Raw genomic sequence first — 21,541 nt, forward strand, 5'->3', positions numbered from 1 at the left:
TTCGCAGGTCACTGTCACACTGCAAGACACGCCTTCGCCGGGACGCACCGTAGCCGTTTCCGCACCGACCACAGTTTCGCAGAGCACGTACACAGTGATCAATGGATCGATCACTGTGCCGGTCTCCTCGATGCATTCCAGCTACGGATACCACCTGGTCGTCACGCCCGTTTCCTCCAGCGGCGGCAACACGGTGACGGTGACGAATCCCGGGAGCCAGAGCGGGACCCTGGGCACCGCGATCGCTCCCGTGCAGGTGCATGCGGCGGACTCGGCGTCCGGTCAGACGCTGACGTACACGGCCAGCGGCCTGCCCGCCGGTCTCTCGATCAGCTCCGCCGGATTGATCTCGGGCACCCCGACCGCGGCAGGCACCTCGAACGTGACAGCCACCGCGACGGACTCGACCGGGGCGTCGGGTTCTGTCTCGTTCAACTGGACAATCGGCACGAGTTCCACTGGCGGCGGGACGTGTCAGGTCTCGTACGTGAAGAACGAGTGGGGCGGCGGGTTCACCGCGAACGTGACAGTCACCAACACCGGCACGGCCGCGATCAACGGCTGGACGCTCAAGTGGAGCTTCCCCGGCGATCAGAAGGTCACTAACGCCTGGAACGCGACCGTCACCCAGTCCGGCCAGGCCGCCACCGCCACGAACGTCAGCTACAACGCCGCTATCGCCCCCGGCGGCAATGTCCAGTTCGGCTTCCAGGGCACCTGGGCATCGAACGACACCAGTCCGAGCGCGTTCACCCTCAACGGATCCGCATGCAGTTAACCCACTAATCCGTATGCCGGGCCGGGTGCCCGCCGCGCGAAGGCGGCTGGCACCCGGCCCCTCCCAGGCGAGGAAGGTCGAAATGCAGCAACCATTGCGCCACCCCCGGTGGATCGCGATCGCGGTGGCCGGCGTGGTCGTCTCCGGTGGCATGCTGGTGCTCTCCCAGTCACCGGCCAACGCCGCGCCGACCGTCTCCATCGACGGCGCAACCAAGTATCAGACCATTGACGGATTCGGCATCTCGGAGGCGTTCGGCCAAGCCAACTCCATCCGCAACCTGACCGGATCAGCCCAGAAACAGGCCCTCGACCTGCTGTTCAACACCAACAGCGGGGCGGGCTTCAGCATTCTGCGCAGCCTGATCCCCTCCGGCAGCGACTCGATCGAGCCGAACAGTCCCGGCAGCCCCTCCGCGAACCCGACCTACGTGTGGAATGGCAACAGCGACTCCACCGACCAAGGCCAACTGTGGCTGGCCAAGCAGGCCAAGACCTACGGCGTCTCGAATTTCTACCAGGACGCCTGGAGCGCCCCCGGCTACATGAAGACCAACGGCAGCAACATCAACGGTGGCTCGCTGTGCGGCACCCCCGGCGCCTCGTGCGCCAGCGGCGACTGGCGCCAGGCCTACGCCAACTACCTGACGCAGTACGCGAAGTTCTACTCCTCCGTCGGACTGACCCCCTCGGCCATCGACTTCGTCAACGAGCCCTCACTGACCACAAGCTATGACAGCATGCTGGCCACCTCCTCCCAGGCCGCCAGCTTTTTGTCCGTATTCGGACCCACGATGAAGGCCTCGGGCCTGTCCACCAAGGTCGCGTGCTGCGACACCCTCGGCTTCAACGTGCTGCCCGGCTACGTCAGCGCGGTCCAGGGCAACGCGGCCGCGAACGCCGGTGTCGGCCTGTTCACCAGCCACGGCTACTCGGGCGCCCCGAGCTCCACGATCAACACCGGCGGCCGTCCCGTGTGGGAGTCGGAGTGGTCGATCAACGGCAGCAACTGGGACACCGCTTGGGACGACGGCACCGCAGACTCCGGATACTCCTGGGCGAGCAACGTGCAGACCGGTATGACGGGGGCGAACCTGAGCGCGTTCCTGTACTGGTGGGGCATCAGCAGCACCAGCCATGACAGTTCCCTGATCGGGCTGAGCGGCTCAACGCTCACCCCGTCCAAGCGGTACTACGCGCTGGCCAACTTCAGCCGCTTCATCCGTCCCGGCGCCGTGCGCATCGGCGCGACCAGCGGTGCCAGCGGCCTTAGCGTGAGCGCGTACCGCAACAGCGACGGTTCGGTCATCCTGGTCGCCCTCAACTCCGCCAGCAGCGCCACTTCGGCCACCTACTCGCTCGCGAACACCGGCACCTCAACCGGCACGGTCACCCCCTACCTGACCAACGCCTCGGCCGGCACCGCCGCTCAGTCCGCGATCGCGCTGTCCGGCGGCGCGTTCACCGCCACCGTCCCGGCCCGATCTCTGGTCACCTACAAGATCACCGGCAGCGGCGGCGGACCCAGCCCCTCCCCGAGCCCGAGCACCAGCGCGAGCCCTAGCTCCTCGCCCAGCGCCAGCGCGAGCTCCAGTCCATCCTCCTCCCCCTCCAGCAGCCCCACCCAGCCCAACGGCTCCGGCTGCACCGCCACCTACGCCGTCACCAGCAGCTGGACCGGCGGCTTCCAGGTCACCGTGACCGTCGCCAACAACTCCGCCACCAAAGCGACCACCGGCTGGACGGTGCATTGGACGCTGCCGAGCGGGCAGAGCATCAGCAGCCTGTGGAATGGCAACCTCACCACGTCTGGCAGCAACGTCACCGTGACGAACATGTCCTACAACGGCAGCATCGCCCCGGGCGCGAATACCACATTCGGCTTCACCGCCAACGGTCCATCCACTCCGATTCCGGCCGTCACCTGCACCAGCTAGCACGGCCAACGCGGCGGTCGGCGGCGCGGCACCACATCGCGCCGCCGCTCGCTCAGCACCCCTCGACCGGGCGACGGTGCAGTGCAGCACGATGTCTAGCGGTCTCGCAGATCCTTGACTCGCTGCAGTTTGCCGACGGAGCGTTCCAGGCTCTCTGAGGCGACGATTGCGACATCGACCGTGACGCCGATTCCGTCCTTGACCGCGGCCGCGATCGCCAGGGCCGCAGCGTCACGCTGCGCGGGGTCGGCCTCGGGACGCGCCTCGGCGCGCACGGTGAGATGGTCCATCCGGCCCTGTCTGGTCAGCTCGAGCTGGAAATGGGGCGAGACACCGGGTGTGCGCAGCACGATCTCCTCGATTTGGCTCGGGAAGACGTTGACGCCGCGCAAGATGATCAGGTCGTCGCAGCGGCCGGTGATCTTCTTGATCCGCCGGAACGGGGCTCGCGCGGTGCCGGCCAGCAGTCGGGTGAGATCGCGGGTGCGATACCGGATGATCGGCAGCGCCTCCTTCGTCAGGGACGTGAAGACAAGTTCACCGCGCTCACCCTGCGGCAGCACCGAGTCGGTGTCCGGGTCGACGACCTCCGGATAGAAGTGGTCCTCCCAGACGTGCAGACCGTCCTTGGCGTCCACGCATTCCTGCGCGACGCCCGGCCCGATGACCTCGGAGAGCCCGTAGATGTCCACCGCGTGCAGACCGGCGCGCTCCTCGATCTCAGCGCGCATCTGCTCTGTCCACGGCTCCGCGCCGAAGATCCCGACTTGCAGCGACGAGGTCCGCGGGTCGATGCCCTGACGCTCGAACTCGTCGAGCAGGGTCAGCATGTAGCTCGGTGTCACCATGATGATCTCGGGCTCGAAATCCCGGATCAGCTGCACCTGCCGCGCCGTCATGCCTCCAGACGCCGGGATCACGACGCAACCGGCCCGCTCGGCGCCGTAGTGCGCGCCGAGGCCGCCGGTGAAAAGGCCGTACCCGTAGGAGATGTGCACCTTGTGGCCGGGGCGACCTCCGGCCGCGCGAATCGAGCGGGCCATGACCCCGGCCCACATCGCCAGGTCGTTCTCGGTGTAGCCGACGACCGTCGCGCGCCCGGTGGTGCCGCTGGAGGCATGGATGCGCCGCACCTCGGACATCGGCACGGCGAACATGCCGAACGGGTAAGTCTCGCGAAGATCCGCCTTTGTGGTGAAGGGGAACCTCGCCAGATCCGGCAGCGTCCGGCAATCCTGCGGCTTGACCCCGGCCGCGTCGAACTTGCGGCGGTAGTGCTCGACGTGCTCGTACGCGCGCCGCAGGGTGCTGCGAAGCCGGGTGAGCTGGAGCGCTGCCAGTTCGTCGGCGCTGAGGCGTTCACCCTCGTCGCGCAGCTCGTCGGGCATCGGGTCGCCGAGACGCCGCGCGCGCCTTTCGGGGGCTGCGGGCTGCGGCGCGGCGGCCGGGGCTGCGGCAACAGTGCTGGGTTCGCTCGTCATTGAGGCTCCTCCGGACGACGACGGCGGCCGCACGGTCATGGTTGATCGCGTGGGCCGAGCAGTCACCACGTCCAGCATATGAGAAGGACGCGGACGCGAAGGCCGACGGAGACGCAGACCCGCGACGGATGAACCTCCGATTCCGGGGAATGCGAGGCGCCGTGTCATCTTCTGTCGAAACCGGCCAGAACCCAGCCGAGACCCGGGCCCTGGGCGCGCGGCTTGGGCTCATGGTGCTGGTATCGGTACCCGCATTCTTGATCGTCGCGCTGCTCGTAGTGGCTGTGGAAGGGACCTGGACTCCACTGCACCGCCTCGACGGTTCAGCGTCCGACAACATGCACCGGTTCGCGGTCGGCCATCCGGCGTGGGTGCAGGCGATGAACGTGATCTCGAACGTCGGTTCACCCACGGTCATGCGGACGCTCGTCGGCGTCCTGGCGGTCGTTCTTTGGATACGGCACGCTCGGCGACTGGCACTGTGGGCCGCGGTCACCATCGCGGGCGGCGCGCTGATCGACGTCGTCCTCAAGGCCGTGGTGGGCCGGGCCAGACCGCACTTCACGAACCCGGTCGCGCTCGCCTCCGGCGGCTCGTTCCCCTCGGGGCACGCCTTCACCGCGACGCTCGGCGCCGGGGTGCTGTTGCTCTGGGTCCTGCCGCTGCTGTCGGCGCGCAGCCGGGTCGTGGCGTGGATCATCGCGGTGCTGGTGCCGTTCGCGGTCGGGGTCAGCCGGGTCGCCCTCGGGGTGCACTGGGTCAGCGACGTCGTCGGGGGCTGGCTGCTCGGCGTCGGCCTGCTCGCACTGACGGCAGCCGCGTTCGAGTCCTGGCGACAGGAGCGCGGCCTGCCTCGATCGCATCCGGTCACCGAAGGCGTGGACCCCGAAGAGGCGCACATCGCCGTGCACTCGCAGGAGGGAACGACCGACCGGATCAGCGGCGCGCGCGGCGAGTGAATCGCATGGCGCCGTCGTCGATGCGACCGTGGCGCAACTTGACCAGGTCGTGCGCGTAACTCATGCCCATCTGCCAGGGCGCGCGAGAACCGGCCTTCGGGAACTCATGCACCGACCGCAAGACGTACCCGGCGTCGAAGTCCAACAGCGGCTGCTCCGTCACAGTCGGATCATCGTTGATCGGTACGCACTGGTCGTAGCCGCGCCGGTCCATGTATCGCAGTAACCTGATCACGTATTCGCTGACCAGATCCGCCTTCAGGGTCCAGGACGCGTTCGTGTACCCGATCGTGTAGGCGAAGTTCGGCACACCGCTGAGCATCATGCCCTTGTAAGCCATAGTCTCCGGCAGCTTGACCTCGCGGCCGTCCACCGCCAGCCGGATCGCGCCGAACACCAGCAGCCGCAGACCGGTCGCGGTGATGATCACATCCGCGTCGAGTTCGCCGCCTGATTCCAGCCTGATCCCGGCCTCGGTGAAGCCCGCGATCCGGTCCGTCACGATCGATGCCCGCCCGGCCTTGATCGCGGCGAACAGATCACCGTCCGGCGCGAGACACAGCCGCTGGTCCCAGGGCTGATAGCGCGGCGCGAAGTGGGTGTCGACCTCGTATCCGTCCGGAAGCTGCTTGATCGCGGACTTGCGGATGAAGGACTTCAACACGTGCGGCCGCTTGCGGCTGAGCCGATAGATCAGGGTGCTTACGCCGATGTTCTTCCATCTGGTCACGACGTACCCGGCGCGCGCACCGATGGTCCGGCGTAGCGCGTTCGCGATCGCGTCCTCGGCGGGCAGCGAGAGGATGTAGGTCGGCGAGCGTTGCAGCATGGTCACGTGCGCCGCCCGCTCGGCCAGCGCCGGAACCAGCGTGACCGCCGTCGCGCCGCTGCCGATGACCACGACCCGCTTGCCGGCGTAATCGAGCTCTGCCGGCCACTGCTGCGGATGAATGACGCTCCCGCCGAACCGCTCGATGCCGGGGAAGTCCGGGGTGTAACCGCCGTCGTAGCGGTAGTAGCCGGTGCACAGGTAGAGGAAGTCGGCGGTGAACCGGACCGGGCGGCCGTTGTGTACCGCGTCGACGGTCCATCGCGCCTCCGAGCTCGACCACTCGGCGCGCGCAACGCGGTGCCCGAACCGGATGTGCCGGTCGATGCCGGCCTCGGTCGCGGTATCCCGGACGTACTGCAGGATCGCCGGTCCGTCCGCGATCGCCTTTGCCTGACTCCACGGCCGGAACCGGTAGCCGAGGGTCTGCATATCAGAGTCCGAGCGTACTCCCGGATAGCGGAACAGGTCCCAGGTCCCGCCGATGCAGTCGCGCGACTCGAGGATCGTGTAGCTGCGCCCGGGGAAAGCCGACTGCAGATGGTGCGCGGCGCCGACGCCGGAGAGCCCCGCGCCGACGATCAGAACGCTGAAATGCTCAGCGGTCTCATCTGCGCGCTCGCCGGCGCCCTCGGGTCCGGACACGGCGCCCGGCTCGGTTTCCGTCGTCACTCGGCGGTCTCCTTCTGGCGGGCGCGCAGTCTCGACTGCAAGCGCTCTATGACGGAGTAATAGTGCGTCGGCGTGAGGCGGGCAAGCGCGTCGAAGACATAGGCGTCCGGGCCGACAAGTATGCGGGCCTTGCCACGCTCGACTCCACGGTGGATGATCTCGGCGGCCTTGTCCGGCGAGGTGAGCGTCACCGCCTCGAACTGCGCCGCCATCTGTTCCTTCGTCCGGCCCAGACCTTCCGGATCCTTGCGCACCCGCGCGTTGCGGGCGATGTTCGTGGTCACGCCGCCGGGGTGCACATTGACCGCGCGCACTCCGGTGCCGCGCAGCTCCTGGCGCAACGCGTCGGTGAAGCCGCGCACCGCGAACTTCGACGCGCAGTACGCGCTCTGATATGGCATGCCGAGCAATCCGAACACGCTGGACGTGTTCACGATGACGCCCTCATCCTGCTCCAGCAGGATCGGCAGGAAGGCCCGAGTGCCGTTGACCACGCCGCGGAAGTTGATGTCGATCAGCCAGTCGTCGTCCTCGGGAACCGCGTCGCGGACGCTCGATGCCACCGCGACGCCCGCGTTGTTGAACACCGCGGCCAGGCGGTCCGGCAGCCACGCGCGTACCTCGTCGGCGAATCGCAGCTGATCGGCGGCGTCACGCACATCGAGCACCCGGCGCAGGACCGGCCCGGACAGCGACGCGACGGTCTTCTCCAGCCCGGCCTCGTCAATGTCGGCGATCGCGACGGGCGAGCCGAGTCGGGAAAGCCGCCGCGCGAGAGCGCGCCCGATACCCGAGCCCGCGCCGGTGATCATCACCGGCCGGCCCGCGATCCGGCGGTTCGGCGACTCTCTGGTTGGCGACGCACTGTTTGACGACCCGCTGTTTGACGACCCGCTGTTTGACGACCCGCTGTCTGTGGAACCTCTGCGCGCGCTCACGACTGCGCTCCTGGCGACTGCGCTCCGCTTGATCGCGCGCTCGCCGTTTCGGCGGGCACCTGCGCCGCGACGCTCGTGGTGCGGCGGCGCACCACCAACCGGCCGCCCTTCGCCGGCGCGCTCGCCACGCCGCGCGAATGCCACCGCTCGTCCGGCTCGTCGGTCGGCTCCAACCGGAAGTCCCGCAGCAGGGTGCGCAGCACCACGTTCATCTCCATCGTCGCGAACGAGGCGCCGAGGCAACGCCTGCTGCCGCCGCCGAACGGAATCCACTGATACAGATCCGGTTTGGCCGTCAGGAACCGGGCGGGATCGAAGGCCCGCGGGTTCGGGTACGTGTTCTCGTTGTCGTGCATCAGGGCGATGCTGATCAACACCGCCAAACCCTTCGGCAGTGTCCACCGGCCGAGCTGGAATCCCTCCGCCTTGATCTGCCGCCCGACCAGATCGATGACCGGCCGGCTGCGCTGCACCTCCGCGATCACCGCTTCGCGCAGCGCGCTGCCGTCCGCGTCCGCCTCCTCGGCCAGCTCGCCCAGGATCGCCGGGTGCCGGCGCAGCCGCTCGACCGCCCACGCCAGCGTCGTCGCCGTGGTCTCGTGGCCGGCCGCCAGCAGCGTGAGCAGTTGATCGGCGATTTCGGCGCGGCTCATCTCCGAGCCGTCGTCGTAGCGGCTTTGCAGCATGAGCGCGAGCACGTCGTCGCGCTCGTCGAGCGCCGGATCACTTCGCGCGGTGTCGATGAGCCGCTCGACGATCGCGTCGTACTCCCGGCGCATCGCCCAGAACCGGCCCCACGGACTCCACCGGCCCAGATCGATGCCCGGCACCGGGATCACGGCGAGCTGGGAACCGAGCTTGATCGCGCGGGGCAGCAGCGCGCGCAATTCGTCGAGCTGTGTGCCCTGAGCGCCGAAGACCGCCCGCAGGATGATGTTGAGCGTGATGCGCATCGTCGAGGGCAGCGTCGGGAACGGCTGTCCTTGCGGCCAGGAAGCGGTCTCCCGCCGCGTCTCCTCCTGCACGATCCGCTCATACGCCGACAGGCGCCGGCCGTGGAACGGCGGAATCAGCAGCTTGCGTTGCCGGTGATGGGCCTCGCCGGCCAACGCGAACAGCGAACCGGGCCCGAGCACCCGCCCCAGATTTCGGTCGAGGTTGTCGACGAACTCTGGTCGCGCCGTGAACAGCTGCTTGACCTCGGCAGGATTGCTGATGACCACGGCGTGCCCGAAGATCGGCACGTTCACGGTGAAGGCATCGCCATACTGGTCACGCATCCGGCGCATACCGCGCTGCGGAGAGGTCAGCGCGACTGCGCCCTGCACGAACCGCGGAACTGTCGGGCCGGGCGGAAGCACCACACCGGGCGAGAACGGGGGAGGGGCCACGGCCCTCAACGGATCAGCCGCCATGGAGTCAGCACCCTCCTCGCCCTCGAGCGTGGTACGCGACCGTACCAGCTCGCACGGTACGCCGCTGTACCATCAGTGGCAAGAGCGGAGACGGTTCGCGACGAGCAGAGCAGCTCGCGGCCGGTGAGCGAGGAGGATGCGGTGTCGGCGACAGCGACGGCGAAGCCGCTCACCGATCCCGGGACGCGGCCGGTTCCTGAGCCGGCGGCGCCGGGCGAGGATGAGGGCGGCCGGTTCCGGCGGCGGCTGCTCGACGGTCTCGCCGCGTCGATCGCGGACAAGGGCTACCGGGCTACGACGGTCGCCGACATCGTGCGCCGGGCGCGTACCTCGCGGCGCACCTTCTACGAGCACTTCGCCGGCAAGGAAGAGTGCTTCATCGCGCTGCTGTCCGACACGAACGGACAGATGATCCGCCGCATCGCCGCCGCGGTCGATCGGGAAGCACCCTGGGAGCGGCAGGTGCGCCAAGCGGTCGGCGCGTGGATCGCCGCCTCGGAATCGGAGCCCGCACTCACGCTGAGCTGGATCCGCGACGTGCCCGCGCTGGGCACGGCGGCGCGCCGGCTGCAACGCGACATGATGGAGGGCTTCATCGTGCTCGTGCAGCAGCTCTGCGACACCGAGGCACTACGTGCGGCGGGGATCCGCCCGGTCTCGCGGCCGGTGGCGATCATGCTGCTCGGTGGTCTTCGTGAACTGGCCGCGACCACCGTCGAGGACGGCGGACGCATCGGCGACATCACCGAGACCGCGGTACGAGCCGCCGTAGCGCTGCTCGGTCCAGGCGCCTGACGCCGCGGCGAGTTAATCGGACGCGATATCCCGTGGAATAGCGCATCCGCCGAGCGGCCTATCCAACGGCACGGCACACATTGATTCATTTCCGGCTTATCTCGGTATGCTGATGCGCCATTTTTAAACACGCTCTATCGATCACTAGCTTATTCGCGGATACTCGCATCGCCACCCTCATTTCGAATGAAACCCACTCCCATTCGAGGTAACCGTGAGCGCTGCGCCGCGCGTTCGAATACTCTCATCCGTCATCCTGACTCTCGCCGTGATCATCAGCACTCTTATCGCCATGCCGACGACCGCGCAGGCGGCGACCTCGCTGCCCTGTGACATTTACGGCGGATCCGGAACGCAGTGCGTCGCCGCGTACAGCACCGTGCGAGCGCTGTACGCCGGCTACGGCGGACGTCTCTACCAGATCCGCCGCTCCTCGGACGGCGCCACCGCAGATGTCAGCACCCTGCAAACCGGTGGATACGCCAACGTCTCGGCGCAGGATGTCTTCTGCGCCAACACCAACTGCGTCATCACGACCATCTACGACCAGTCGCCGCAACACAACGACCTGACGATCGAAGGTCCCGGCGCGGCTGGTGGGCAAGACGTCGGGGCCAACGCCGCCGCGCTGCCCGTCGTCGCCGGCGGACACAAGGTGTACGGGGTCTACATCGGTCCCGGCACCGGCTACCGGCACTACGTCGGCTCCGGTGTCGCCCGCAACGGCCAACCCGAAGGCATGTACATGGTGGCCAGCGGCACCCACGTCAACAGCGGCTGCTGCTTCGACTTCGGCAACGTCGAGGCGTCGATCGCAGACACCGGCAACGGCCACATGGACGCGGTCAACTTCGGCACCAACTGCTTCTTCGGGCCCTGCTCGGGATCCGGGCCTTGGGTCGCGGCCGACTTGGAGAACGGCTTGTATCAGGGCGCCGGCTCGAACACCGCGGACCTGGGCAACAACAGCAATTTCGTCACCGCGCTGTTGAAGAACAACGGCCAGACCGCTTTCGCGCTCAAGGGCGCGAATGCGCAAAGCGGAGGGCTGAGCACCTGGTACAACGGCCCGTTGCCGAGCAATGGTTACCAGCCGATGCATCAAGAAGGCTCGATCGTTCTGGGCACCGGCGGTGACAACAGCAATGCGTCGATCGGCTCCTTTTTCGAAGGCGTGATGACCTCCGGCTATCCGAGCGACGCGGCGGATGACGCGGTTCAGGCGAACATCGTCTCCGTGGGTTACTCCGGCTCGTCGTCGATGCCGGCGACCGGCGGCACGATCACGGGCCCCGGCGGCAAGTGCGCGGACGTGGCCGGTGACGACGTCGGCGGAGACACCACGCACGTCCAGCTGTGGGATTGCCAGTCCTATGCGGTCGACCAGCACTGGACGCACAACGCCGACCATTCGCTCTCCACCCTCGGCCGCTGCCTGGATATCGACGGCAACGGCACGGCGGCGGGCACGAAAGTCGAGCTATGGGACTGCAACGGCGTCGGTGGCCAGAAGTGGATCCAGCAGGCCAACGGCTCACTGCTCAACCCGCAGTCTGGCCTGTGCCTGGACGACCCGAGCGGAAACACCGCCAACGGCACGCAGTTGCAGATCTGGACCTGCAACGGCAGCGGTGCGCAGACGTTCTCGGTCAACTCCGGCGGCCCGGTCAACAGCCCCGGCGGCAAGTGCATGGACGTCGCCGGTGACGACGTCGGCGGCAACTATGCCCTCGTCCAGCTGTGGGACTGCCAGTCCTACGCGGTCGATCAGCACTGGTACCACAACGCCAACGGTTCACTTTCCACCCTCGGCCGCTGCCTGGATATCGACGGCGATGGCACGGCGGTCGGCACGAAGGTGGAGCTTTGGGACTGCAACGGCGTGGGCGGTCAGGTCTGGCAGCAGCGCTCCGACGGCTCGCTGTACAACCCGCAGTCGGGCCTGTGCCTGGACGACCCCGGCTTCGACACCGGCAACGGCATCCAGTTGCAGATCTACACCTGCAACGGCACCGGAGCGCAGCAGTTCTACCTGAGCTGAGCTAAGCCATCAGCGTGCGGGCGTGCGGAGCGGATCGACACCGTTCCGCGCGCCCGGACCGCTCACGGCTACGGCAGTTCTGCTGCCAGCCGAGGGTCGAGCAGATCCGCCAGCAGATCGCCGTGGCGCTCGACGCGCTCGACGACCTGTTCGGGAGTGAAGGCGAGCTGGTCCGGGCGGGTGCAGGTCTCGATCTCGGGCCAGGACACCGGGGTCGAGACGGTGGGGGAGGAGCGGGCGCGCAGTGAGTACGGCGCGACCGTGGTCTTGGCCGTGTTGTTCTGCGACCAGTCGACGAAGACCTTTCCGGTGCGGGCGCTCTTGGCCATCGTCGCGGTCACCCGATCCGGCAGGGCACTGGCCAGGGCGCGTGCCAGAGACCGCGCGTACGCTCCCACGCGATCCGCCGACGAGGGCCGCAGCGAGGCGTAGAGGTGCAGGCCCTTCGAACCGGAGGTCTTCACCGCGCAGGTCAGGCCATCGTGGGCGAGTAGCGCACGCGCGGCCAGGGCGACTTTCGCGCATTGCACGATCGTCGTCCCCGGCCCCGGGTCAAGATCGACTACCAGCCGATCGTGCAGATCCGGCGTCGGGGCGGTCCACTGCGGCACGTGGATTTCGAGGCAGCCGAGGTTGCCCAGAGCGATCAGCGAAGCCAGGTCATCGACCGTGACGTGCGGCTTTGTGCCCTCGGTGCGGCTCGGAACGTCGGCCTGCGGCACCCAGCGCGGTACTCCTGGCGGAGGAGTCTTCACATAAAACGCTTGGCCTTCCACTCCATCGGGAAAGCGTAGGAAGGAAGCCGGCCGCCGCTGCACGTGCGGCAACATCACCTGCGCCACTTGGGCGTAGTAGTGCAGTGCCTGGCCCTTCGTCCACCCGTCAGGCCACAACGGCTTGTCCAGGTGGCTGAGGGAGAGGCGCCGTCCTTCCACTGTTGTCGCCACGCCCGGGGACATAATCTGGTTAATCCCCGGATAGCAAGCCGCTCATGCCAGGTGGTGCCGGATGAGAAGCTCTTGGAAGGGCGCGATCAGCTTCGGGCTGGTCACCGTCCCCGTGTCGATCGCCCCCGCGGTCGAGGAGCACAACGTGCCACTGCACCAAGTGCACGCCAAGGACGGCGGCCGGGTGCGGATGAAGCGCTGGTGCGAGTTGGAGGACCGCGAGATCCCGTACCGGGAGATCGCAAAAGGGTTCGAGGCGGACGAGGAACACACCGTGGTCCTCACCGACGAGGACCTCTCCGAGCTGCCCGTGCCCACCAAGCGGACCATTGACGTGCTCGCGTTCGTCGACGAGAGCCAGATCGACCCGGTGTACTTCGCCAAGCCGTATTACGTCGCCCCGGAGAAGACCGGCGGCAAGCCCTACGCGTTGCTGCGCGACGCGATGCGCGAGAGCGGCCAGGTCGCCGTCACCAAGATCACGCTCTCGACCCGCGAGTCCCCGGCTGTGCTGCGCGTCCACGACGACGTACTGGTCTTGCAGCTGATGGTGTGGCCGGACGAGGTGCGCTCGGCCGAGGGCATCGCGCCGCAGGAGGCGGGGGTGCGCCCGCAGGAACTGGCGATGGCGCAGTCGCTGATCCAGACGCTGTCCACCGACTTCCCGGAACTCGCCGGTGACCTGCACGACGACTACCAGTCCGCGCTGCGCAACCTGGTCGAGGCGAAACTCGAAGGCGCGCCGGTGCCGCATGAGGCGCCGCGGCGGGCGGCAGGCGACAACGTGATCGACCTGATGGCGGTGCTCGAGCGCAGCGTGAAGGCCGCGCAGGGTGGCCGGTCGCGCGGGCAGGAGGCCGAAGCGGAGGAGACCGAGGCCGCCGCCGCGTCAAGGCCGGCCGCGGCGAAGAGCGCCGCGAAGAAGAGCGCGCCGCGGGCCGCCGCCAAGACCGCTGAGAAGCCGCCGGCCGAGAAGTCGACCGCCAAGCGGGCCGGTCCGAGCAAGAGCGCTGCGAGTAAGAGTACTGCGAAGAAGGCGGCGGCGAAGAAGACGGCCACCAAGACGGCGGCGAAGAGCACCCGCCGCCGTGCTTCCTGAATACGTGCGCCGATAGGGCGCGTTGCGAGGCCTGGACCGGAGTCGAACCGGAAGCCGGATGTTTTGCAGACATCCTCCCGACCGTCGGAATGAGGCTCCAGGCCGTGCGCCGGGCGAGGTTCGTCTCGGCCCTCGGCGAGAGTGGAACTTGCACTTGCTACGTCCTGAGCGCCGTGCCTCTCCCGGTTGGGCTACGAGGGCGTGATACGCGAGAGCCGCCCGGAGCGGAGGTCCCCCGCGGGCGGCCACATGCCGCCGCCAGCAGCACAGCGGCACCAGTCGATCGAGGAAACCACTGGATCCCGCCCCGCGGCCGGGCGCGCGCGGATAGGATCGCGCGATGGCCCTCCCGCGTCGCGCCGGAGTTCTGCTCGCCGCTCTCGTCAGCGGCTGGCTCATCGCGGGCTGCGGCTCGTCTTCGCCCTCTGCGACAGCCGGCGGCGCGTCCGCGTCGGCGAACGCATTGGCGATACCGATTGCCGCGCCGACGAAGAGCGCGAGCGCGACTCCGACGGCCGCACCGTCGTCCGCGAAGCCCTCCATCTCGGCGCCCCCCGGGACGCCCCTTGCGGCTGGCAATCCCAACGGCGACGCCGCGATCCCAGCCGACGCCCGGGCGGTCGACACCTCGCACCCGGACCGCGTCGTCGGCAGCGGTACGCCGGCGAGTTGCACCTCGGCAGCGGTTGTCGCGGCAGTCGCGGCCGGCGGTGTCATCACCTTCTCCTGTGGGCCCGACCCGGTCGTGATCACGATGACCGCGACGGCGAAGCTCCGCAACGCCTCCACCCGCGTCGTCCTGGACGGCGGCGGAAAGGTGACGCTCAGTGGTGGCGGCGCGCGCCGGATCCTGTACCTGAACACGTGTGACCAAGCCCAGGGCTGGGCCACCTCGCATTGCCAGAATCAGCAGTATCCGCAGCTGACCGTGCAGAATCTGACCTTCGCGAACGGCAACTCGACGGGCCAGACCGCGCAGAACACCAACGGCGGCGGAGGCGGGGCCCTCTTCGACCGCGGCGGCCGGCTGAAGATCGTGCACTCCCGCTTCATCGGAAACCGCTGCGACTCCACCGGACCGGATCTGGGCGGCGCGGCCGTACGCGCGCTCGAGCAGTGGCAGGGCATGCCGGTGTACGTCGTGGACAGCACCTTCGGCGGGGCGCCGGGGCAAGGCGGCGTGTGCTCCAACGGCGGCGCGCTGAGCAGCATCGGCGTCTCGTGGAGCGTGCTCAACTGCGTCATGACGTACAACTTCGCGATCGGCCACGGCGCGAACCCGGCCCGCAGCGGCACCCCCGGCGGCGGCAGCGGCGGCGCGATCTACACCGACGGCAACACCTACACGGTCACGATTCAGGGCTCGATCATCGAGCACAACACCGCGAACGAGGGCGGCGGCGCGCTGTTCTACGTCAGCAACGACCGCACCGGGACACTCTCGATCCGCGACTCGACGTTGTCCGGCAACCCCAGCAGGGGATTCTGGACCGACGGCTACCCAGGGATCTTCTTTCTCGGCTCAGCAAAGCCCTCCGTCAGCGGCTCGACGCTGAACTGACCGGCGAAGGACCGCTTCGGGGAGCGCGGCAACCTCGTCTGGGCGCGCGAGCCACTACGGCGTGTGTCGGCGTCGATGATGGCGTGCAGGTCCGCGGGGGCAGCGAACGCGCCGAGCGTGCGCTTGCCGAGCCGGGCCCGCTCGACGAGCAGCACCGCGCGGTCGGAGACCTCGATCGAGAGGCGGCGCAGTTCGGCCTCGCCAAGGTCGGCGACCGTCGCGCCGCAGATTGAGTCGAAGCCAGCGCAGTCGAAGTAGCTGGCGTCGAGTTGGAAAGCGGCGAGTGCGCCGGTGGCGAGGTCGCCGACCATCGAACCCGCCGGGCTGAGCGTTCCGCTCAGCAGCGTCAGCTGAGGCCCGGCGTGCGGGTGCGGCGCGGTGAGAACACGGGCCACGGCGAGCGAATTGGTGACGACGTGCAGTTCGGTGCGATCGATGAGGCGGCGGGCGAGGTCGTGGACCAGCGGGCCGCCGAACAGGCCCAGCTGTTTGACTTCATCCGCCGCGATCTTTTCGGCCGCGGCGCGAGCTATCGCCTCGTGTTCGAGCGCTGTGACGCCGTGCACGCGGTCGGCTGGAAGGAGCGCTCCGCCGCGGGCATTGACCGCTTCGCCCGCGTCGACGAGCGCGCGCAGGTCGCGGCGTACCGTCGCGCGCGAGACTCCTAGGCTGTTCACCAGATCTCTGATACGCACGCCGCCGGCGCGGGCCAGTTCGGCGCGGATGATTTCGTGGCGCATCCTGGTCAGTGCGGGCGCCGCTCCCATCGTTCCTCTCCCTTCCGGGTGGTGGGTTCGTGGCGACTGCCGTGCGTGAAAACGTTTCCGGAACGCGGAAGTGTGCGGCGATGGCGAGCTGCTACATCGTTGTAACGCCATATTGAGGCACTGCCGGACGGGCACGTCAAGGTCGCAGGCGCCTGATCACGCAAACTTGGCGGGCATTTTGAGTTGTGGCCCGGGTAAAGACTCTTTCTCGGACATCGGTCATCGCAGATCAGCGCTGAGATCGATGCGGTTACGAGAGCAGGGCGGCAGCCTGGGGTCTTGTAATCCGGAAACGCTTGCGGTACAGACCATTAGCACATGCGGTACAGACCAATCTGGGTCAGGGGTCGCCGAGAGTCAGCTCGCTCAGTTCCGCAACACGGAACGGGTTGACAGGTCCAGACCTCCGTGTCTCAATGAAGCGCGTTACATCGTTGGAACGCTACCGAGTCCCGTGGTTCGCCGGACGGCCGCCGCCTCGCCACGGTTCTGATTCGACACCCACTTTCACGCCCACCACCTGCATCAACGAGGATGTGATCGGCGTATGACCGCCCTTGCGCGAGGCAAAGCCGTCCCTGGCGCCGCCCTGGCCGCGCTGTGCTTGGCCGCGACCGCATGCACCAACTCCGGCAACTCCGGCGGTGCGAACACCGCCGCGACGGCCAACAACGCCGCGGCCGCGCAACAGGTCGCCAACCCCAGCGCCAGCGCCGGTCCCGCGTGTACTTATCAGGGCTACGGCGGCGGCGTGCCACCGCTGAACATCACCGACGGCAAGACCATCGTCGGCTTCTCGCAGTCCGAGTCCACCAGCAACCCGTTCCGCGCCACCGAGACCAAGAGCATTGAGGACCAGGCCAAGTCGCTCGGCGTCAAGCTGATCGAGCGCAACGCCAACGCCGACGTCAACGCGCAGAACTCGCAGATCCAGGACATGATCGCGCAGGGCGCGCGAGCGCTGATCGTCGCGCCAGAGAACTCCGCCGGGCTGGGCCCCGCGCTGGCTGCCGCCAAGGCGAAGAAGATCCCGGTGCTCACCATCGACCGCACCGTCACCGGCGCGGCCTGCTCCGACTTCATCGCCTTCATCGGCTCGAACTTCTACGGCCAGGCCCAGATCGCCGCGGACGACCTATCCCAGGCCACCGGCGGCAGCGCCAAGGTCGCGATCCTCTCCGGCACCCCCGGAAACAACGTCTCCACCGACCGCACCAACGGCTTCACCGCCCAACTACAGGCCAAATACCCGAACATGACCGTCGTCGCGTCGCAGACCGCTAACTTCGACGAGACCGACGGCCAGAAGGTGATGGAGCAACTCCTCCAGGCGCACCCCGAGATCAACGCGGTCTACGCGGAGAACGACGAGATGGCGCTCGGCGCCATCCAGGCGATCACTGCCGCGGGTAAGAGCCCTGGCAAGGACGTCAAGATCGTCTCGATCGACGGCATCCAGCAGGCCGTGCAGGACGTGGCCGCCGGCAAGATCTTCGCCGATATCGAGACCAACCCGCGCTTCGGCCCGCTGGCCTTCCAGTCGCTGCGCGACTTCTACGGCTCCGCCGGCGTGCAGTCGAAGGTCATCATCAAGGACAACCACTTCACCAGCGCGAACGCCCAGTCGGCGCTCAGCGGCGGCCTGGTGTACTGAGCGGCATGTCGGCTACCCAGCTACCGGAAGCCGGCGAGGACCCCTATGTGCTCGAAGCCGGTGGTCTGGCGAAGAGCTTCGCCGGGGTCCACGCGCTGCGCGGCGTGGATTTCGCATTGCGCGCGGGAGAGGTGCACGCGCTGGTCGGTGAGAACGGCGCGGGCAAATCGACGCTGATCAAGGTGATCACCGGCGTATACCGGCCCGACACAGGAACCGTGCGGCTCGCGGGAAAGGAGCGCTCGTTCCGCACGCCGCTCGAGGCACAGGCCGCGGGCATCTCGACGATCTACCAGGAAGTCAACCTGGTGCCGTTGATGTCCGTGGCGCGCAACCTCTACCTTGGCCGCGAACCGCGTCGCCTCGGCCTGGTCGATCTTCGGGCCATGCACCGGGGCGCGACCGAGACGCTGGAACGGTACGGCGTGCGGGCCGACGTCGCCAGGCCGCTGCACACGCTCGGCCTCGGCGCACAACAGATGGTCGCGATCGCGCGGGCGGTACAGACCGAGGCTCGTGTCGTCATCATGGACGAGCCGACGTCCTCGCTGGAAACGCGCGAGGCCCACACGCTTTTCTCAGTCATCAGGACCCTGCGCGAGCAAGGCATCGCAGTGGTCTTTGTCAGCCACCGGCTCGACGAGCTGTACGAGATCTGCGATCGCGTGACCGTGATGCGCGACGGTGGCGTCGTGCACACCGGCGAGTTGGCGGAACTGAGCCGGCTCGAACTGATCTCGCTGATGCTCGGCCGCGAACAGTTCACAGTGCGCGCCGAGGGAGCCACCGCATTCGACACCGCGAGCCACGCGGCCCGCGGCGATAGCCGGCCCGCCCTGCGTGCTGAGGGCCTGGACATGCGACACCGCCTGCACGGCGTCAGTCTCGACGTGTACGCAGGGGAGGTCGTCGGGCTCGGCGGACTGCTTGGCGCGGGCCGCAGCGAGACCGCGAAGGCGATCATCGGCGCGCTGCCCAGCGACGGTGGCACCGTAGAGGTGGATGGTAAGCGGCTACATCGGCGCAGCCCGGCCGGCGCGATGCGCTCGGGCGTGGTCATGCTCGCCGAAGACCGCAAGGCCGAGGGCATCATCCCGAGTCTGTCGGTGCGGGAGAACATCGTGCTCGCGGCCTTGCCGCGCATGTCGCGCGCAGGCGTACTGTCCGCGCAGAAGCAGGACGCCGTGGTGAAGCTGTTCATGGATCGCTTGCGGATCAAGGCTTCCAGCCCGCAGCAGCGCGTCAGCGACCTGTCCGGCGGCAACCAGCAGAAGGTGCTGCTCGCCCGCTGGCTGTGCATGAACCCGAAGGTACTGCTGCTCGACGAGCCGACCCGTGGCATCGACCTCGGCGCGAAGGCCGAGGTGCAAACGCTCATCGACGAGCTGGCCCATGACGGGCTCGCCGTGCTGCTGATCTCCTCCGAACTCGAGGAGCTGATCGAGGGCTCCGACCGGATCGTAGTGCTTAAGGACGGATCGGTGGTCGGCCACCTGAACGGCGACGAGGTCACCGAGGATCGCCTGCTGCACGCGCTCGCGGCAGTGCCCGCCGACGCGGCACGCGGGGATCAGGCTTCTATTTCGGAGCGCGGCGCCGCCGGTGTGAGCGCACCGGCCGCCGAAGAGAGCGCTGCCGCGGCGAATCCCCGCGACGAGGAGCACGAGCGATGACTTCCACGACCTGGACCACGGCCGCGCTCAGCCGCGACCGGCTGCTGCGCTCATTGCAGGACTACGGCGTGTACGGGGCCTTAGTCGTGCTGCTGGTCGTCGCTGTCGCGCTCAACACCGGATTCCTGTCCGCGGGCAACTGGCGGGTGCAGCTCTTCCAGCTCAGCCCGACCCTTCTCGTCGCACTCGGCATGGCGCTGGTCATCGGCACCGAAGGCATTGACCTGTCGGTCGGCGCGGTCATCGCGTTGGCCGCGGCCGTCGTCCCGCTCTACATCGGCTATGGGCCGTGGCCAGCGCTCGGCATCGCGCTGCTGCTCGGCGCGGCGTCCGGAGCTGTCGGCGGATCGATGATCGCTTTCGCCGGCGTGCAGCCGATCGTCGCCACCCTCGCGCTAATGATCGGCCTGCGCGGCTTGGCCGAGCTGATGAACGGCGACGCGGCGAAACCGGTCCTTGACAGCACCCTGCTAGGCCTCGGCGAGAACCGCGTCCTGGGCGTTCCGGTGATGGCGTGGATCGCCTTGGCAGCCGCGGTGATCGCCGCACTGGTGATGCGGCTGACCACCTTTGGCCGCCAACTGGTGGCGATCGGAGACAACAGATCCGCCAGTCGGTTGGCCGGGCTACCGGTCCGCAGGGTACTGATCACCGTCTACGTGATCTCCGGCGTCCTGTCCGCGCTCGCCGGGGTGTTGATCGTCGGACACGGCGCCGAGGCGGACCCGGCGAACCAGGGTTTGAACATGGAGCTGAACGCGATCACCGCGGTCGTCGTCGGCGGCACACCGCTCAGCGGAGGCCGGGTGCGGGTGCTCGGCACCGTGGCCGGCGCGCTGTTCATGCAGTTGATCACCGCCGTCCTGACGCAGCACAACGTGCACGCCTCCTACACGCAGATCGTCGAGGCGGCCATCATCTGCTTCGCCGTCTACGCCTCCCGGGAGCGAGGGACCCGATGAGCAGCAGCACACTGAATCGCACGCTGCCTCCCGGGCCCGCGGCGCAGCCCGGCACCGAGCCGGAGCGAGCGCCGACGCTGCGCGAGCGCATCTCCTACCAGGTGCAGCGTCGCGGCGCGCTCGCCGTCCTGGTGCTGGTTACCGCTCTCGCATCGGTCCTCTCACCGAGCTTCCCCACGTGGCCGAACATCAGCAGCATCCTGGGAAACAACGCCTTCGTCTGGCTGCTGGCGCTGGCGATGACCTTCGTGATCACCACTGGCGGGATCGACCTGTCGGTTGGCTCGTTGTACGCGCTCGGCGCAGTCCTCGCCGCGCGAGGCGCGCAGACCGGGTCCTGGCTGGCCATCCTGCTGCCGGTCGCGGTGTGCGCGGCCTGGGGCGCGCTGCAGGGCTTCCTCGTGGCGAAGGCCCGGATGGCGCCGTTTATCGTCACCCTCGCCGGCCTGCTCGGCGCGCGCGGCTTGCTCCAAGCCCTCACGAATGAGGGTTCGACAACATTCCTAGTGCCGCAGGGCTCATGGTTTCGCGACCTGGGTCAGGGCACATGGACGCCGGTGCTTATCGTCGCAGCCCTCTTCGTCCTCGGCTGGCTTCTGCTGGAACGCACCGGTTTCGGCGCGGCGCTCACCGCGATCGGCGGCAACGAGAACGCGGCCAGGCTGCTCGGCCTGCCGGTGGACCGGGCCAAGGTGCTGGTCTATCTGCTGTCCGGCACGCTCGCGGGCGTCGCCGGGGCGCTCGGCGGCTCGCGGCTCGGCTCCGGGGTCACCACGATCGGCGTCGGCTACGAACTGACCGCGATCGCCGCGGTGGTCATCGGCGGAACGCTGCTGACCGGCGGCTCCGGCTCGGTCGGCGGCACGGTGTGCGGCGTGCTGCTGCTCGCGGTCATCCATAACCTGATCGACCACTACTTCTCGCAGTACGGCTCCGCGTTCACCGACGCGGTCAACGGCGGCTTCCTCGCACTCGTCGTGCTGCTGCAGACGGCACTGAGCCGGGCGCGGCGGTTCGCCTGATCCTGCGCAACT

The 21,541-nt window shown here is 68.2% G+C and carries 17 protein-coding genes and 2 tRNA genes; 11 read left to right on the top strand and 8 right to left on the bottom strand.

Features of this window, described 5'->3' with window-relative positions; all coding sequences use genetic code 11:
* On the top strand, window positions 1–778 hold a 778-nt coding region (locus tag VN779_RS02285; protein WP_325719617.1), incomplete at its 5' end, for a cellulose binding domain-containing protein.
* An 82-nt stretch (window positions 779–860) separates the two neighbouring features.
* Window positions 861–2,714: a cellulose binding domain-containing protein gene (locus VN779_RS02290; RefSeq protein ID WP_325719619.1), complete on the top strand. Its 1,854-nt coding sequence runs from the start codon at window positions 861–863 to the stop codon at window positions 2,712–2,714.
* 95 nt (window positions 2,715–2,809) lie between these two features.
* Here VN779_RS02290 and paaK read toward each other — a convergent pair whose 3' ends face one another.
* Window positions 2,810–4,195: a phenylacetate--CoA ligase PaaK gene (paaK, locus tag VN779_RS02295; RefSeq protein ID WP_325719620.1), complete on the bottom strand. Its 1,386-nt coding sequence runs from the start codon at window positions 4,193–4,195 to the stop codon at window positions 2,810–2,812.
* A 161-nt stretch (window positions 4,196–4,356) separates the two neighbouring features.
* Here paaK and VN779_RS02300 point away from each other — a divergent pair, with 161 nt between their 5' ends.
* Window positions 4,357–5,154 (top strand): phosphatase PAP2 family protein, encoded by a 798-nt coding sequence (locus tag VN779_RS02300; RefSeq protein ID WP_325719622.1) that lies wholly within the window; start codon window positions 4,357–4,359, stop codon window positions 5,152–5,154.
* On the opposite strand, the gene VN779_RS02305 is transcribed toward VN779_RS02300, so the two are convergent.
* From VN779_RS02305 to VN779_RS02315, 3 genes are all read right to left on the bottom strand, one after another.
* Entirely contained in the window at window positions 5,132–6,628 is a 1,497-nt protein-coding gene (locus VN779_RS02305; RefSeq protein WP_349260606.1) for an NAD(P)/FAD-dependent oxidoreductase, read from the bottom strand. The two genes, VN779_RS02300 and VN779_RS02305, sit on opposite strands and share 23 nt — an antisense overlap.
* Before the next feature lie 23 nt (window positions 6,629–6,651).
* Window positions 6,652–7,467, bottom strand: a complete 816-nt coding sequence (locus tag VN779_RS02310) for an SDR family NAD(P)-dependent oxidoreductase (protein WP_325719658.1) — start codon at window positions 7,465–7,467, stop codon at window positions 6,652–6,654.
* 122 nt (window positions 7,468–7,589) lie between these two features.
* Window positions 7,590–9,008 carry a cytochrome P450 gene (locus tag VN779_RS02315; RefSeq protein WP_414639556.1) on the bottom strand — a complete coding sequence of 473 codons (1,419 nt, stop codon included), beginning with the start codon at window positions 9,006–9,008 and terminating at the stop codon, window positions 7,590–7,592.
* Between the two features lie 246 nt (window positions 9,009–9,254).
* Between VN779_RS02315 and VN779_RS02320 the strand changes: the two genes are divergently transcribed.
* Together VN779_RS02320 and VN779_RS02325 are read left to right on the top strand one after the other, a co-directional pair.
* On the top strand, window positions 9,255–9,803 hold the full coding sequence (locus tag VN779_RS02320) for a helix-turn-helix domain-containing protein (protein ID WP_349260607.1): 549 nt from the start codon (window positions 9,255–9,257) through the stop codon (window positions 9,801–9,803).
* Window positions 9,804–10,095: 292 nt separating this feature from the next.
* Complete coding sequence (locus VN779_RS02325; RefSeq protein ID WP_325719628.1) at window positions 10,096–11,844, top strand: arabinofuranosidase catalytic domain-containing protein; 1,749 nt, start codon at window positions 10,096–10,098, stop codon at window positions 11,842–11,844.
* Between the two features lie 68 nt (window positions 11,845–11,912).
* Here VN779_RS02325 and ligD read toward each other — a convergent pair whose 3' ends face one another.
* Window positions 11,913–12,791 (bottom strand): non-homologous end-joining DNA ligase, encoded by an 879-nt coding sequence (ligD, locus tag VN779_RS02330; protein ID WP_325719630.1) that lies wholly within the window; start codon window positions 12,789–12,791, stop codon window positions 11,913–11,915.
* 61 nt (window positions 12,792–12,852) lie between these two features.
* Between ligD and VN779_RS02335 the strand changes: the two genes are divergently transcribed.
* Entirely contained in the window at window positions 12,853–13,890 is a 1,038-nt protein-coding gene (locus VN779_RS02335) for a Ku protein (protein WP_325719632.1), read from the top strand.
* Between the two features lie 27 nt (window positions 13,891–13,917).
* Here the strand turns inward: VN779_RS02335 and VN779_RS02340 are convergent.
* Window positions 13,918–13,994: transfer RNA gene (locus tag VN779_RS02340), tRNA-Cys, on the bottom strand.
* A 23-nt stretch (window positions 13,995–14,017) separates the two neighbouring features.
* Window positions 14,018–14,091, bottom strand: a tRNA-Leu gene (locus VN779_RS02345).
* 139 nt (window positions 14,092–14,230) lie between these two features.
* On the opposite strand from VN779_RS02345, the gene VN779_RS02350 reads away from it, so the two are divergent.
* Window positions 14,231–15,451: a hypothetical protein gene (locus VN779_RS02350; protein WP_325719634.1), complete on the top strand. Its 1,221-nt coding sequence runs from the start codon at window positions 14,231–14,233 to the stop codon at window positions 15,449–15,451.
* Here VN779_RS02350 and VN779_RS02355 read toward each other — a convergent pair.
* Entirely contained in the window at window positions 15,388–16,218 is an 831-nt protein-coding gene (locus VN779_RS02355) for a DeoR family transcriptional regulator (protein ID WP_325719636.1), read from the bottom strand. The two genes, VN779_RS02350 and VN779_RS02355, sit on opposite strands and share 64 nt — an antisense overlap.
* Window positions 16,219–16,765: 547 nt before the next feature.
* On the opposite strand from VN779_RS02355, the gene VN779_RS02360 reads away from it, so the two are divergent.
* Genes VN779_RS02360 through VN779_RS02375 form a run of 4 tightly spaced genes read left to right on the top strand, consistent with a single transcriptional unit; the run spans window position 16,766 to window position 21,529 of the window.
* On the top strand, window positions 16,766–17,872 hold the full coding sequence (locus tag VN779_RS02360; protein WP_325719638.1) for an ABC transporter substrate-binding protein: 1,107 nt from the start codon (window positions 16,766–16,768) through the stop codon (window positions 17,870–17,872).
* Window positions 17,873–17,877: 5 nt separating this feature from the next.
* Entirely contained in the window at window positions 17,878–19,545 is a 1,668-nt protein-coding gene (locus VN779_RS02365; RefSeq protein WP_325719640.1) for a sugar ABC transporter ATP-binding protein, read from the top strand.
* The gene (locus VN779_RS02370) at window positions 19,542–20,507 is read left to right on the top strand and encodes an ABC transporter permease (RefSeq protein ID WP_325719642.1); all 966 of its coding nucleotides are present in this window, start codon (window positions 19,542–19,544) and stop codon (window positions 20,505–20,507) included. The genes VN779_RS02365 and VN779_RS02370 overlap by 4 nt, the downstream gene beginning before the upstream one ends.
* On the top strand, window positions 20,504–21,529 hold the full coding sequence (locus VN779_RS02375) for an ABC transporter permease (RefSeq protein WP_325719644.1): 1,026 nt from the start codon (window positions 20,504–20,506) through the stop codon (window positions 21,527–21,529). The genes VN779_RS02370 and VN779_RS02375 overlap by 4 nt, the downstream gene beginning before the upstream one ends.
* Window positions 21,530–21,541 lie beyond the last annotated feature (12 nt).

The sequence above is a fragment of the Actinocrinis sp. genome (assembly GCF_035605935.1).
Taxonomy (GTDB): Bacteria; Actinomycetota; Actinomycetes; order Streptomycetales; family Catenulisporaceae; genus Actinocrinis.

Bases quoted from the DNA above. Each gene is read 5' to 3' on its own strand.
- VN779_RS02350 (WP_325719634.1), top strand. From the start codon at position 14,231: ATGGCCCTCCCGCGTCGCGCCGGAGTTCTGCTCGCCGCTCTCGTCAGC.
- VN779_RS02290 (WP_325719619.1), top strand. From the start codon at position 861: ATGCAGCAACCATTGCGCCACCCCCGGTGGATCGCGATCGCGGTGGCC.
- VN779_RS02375 (WP_325719644.1), top strand. From the start codon at position 20,504: ATGAGCAGCAGCACACTGAATCGCACGCTGCCTCCCGGGCCCGCGGCG.
- VN779_RS02310 (WP_325719658.1), bottom strand. From the start codon at position 7,467: ATGATCACCGGCGCGGGCTCGGGTATCGGGCGCGCTCTCGCGCGGCGG.
- VN779_RS02315 (WP_414639556.1), bottom strand. From the start codon at position 9,008: ATGGCGGCTGATCCGTTGAGGGCCGTGGCCCCTCCCCCGTTCTCGCCC.
- VN779_RS02365 (WP_325719640.1), top strand. From the start codon at position 17,878: ATGTCGGCTACCCAGCTACCGGAAGCCGGCGAGGACCCCTATGTGCTC.
- VN779_RS02360 (WP_325719638.1), top strand. From the start codon at position 16,766: ATGACCGCCCTTGCGCGAGGCAAAGCCGTCCCTGGCGCCGCCCTGGCC.
- VN779_RS02335 (WP_325719632.1), top strand. From the start codon at position 12,853: ATGAGAAGCTCTTGGAAGGGCGCGATCAGCTTCGGGCTGGTCACCGTC.
- VN779_RS02355 (WP_325719636.1), bottom strand. From the start codon at position 16,218: ATGGGAGCGGCGCCCGCACTGACCAGGATGCGCCACGAAATCATCCGC.
- paaK (WP_325719620.1), bottom strand. From the start codon at position 4,195: ATGACGAGCGAACCCAGCACTGTTGCCGCAGCCCCGGCCGCCGCGCCG.
- VN779_RS02370 (WP_325719642.1), top strand. From the start codon at position 19,542: ATGACTTCCACGACCTGGACCACGGCCGCGCTCAGCCGCGACCGGCTG.
- VN779_RS02325 (WP_325719628.1), top strand. From the start codon at position 10,096: ATGCCGACGACCGCGCAGGCGGCGACCTCGCTGCCCTGTGACATTTAC.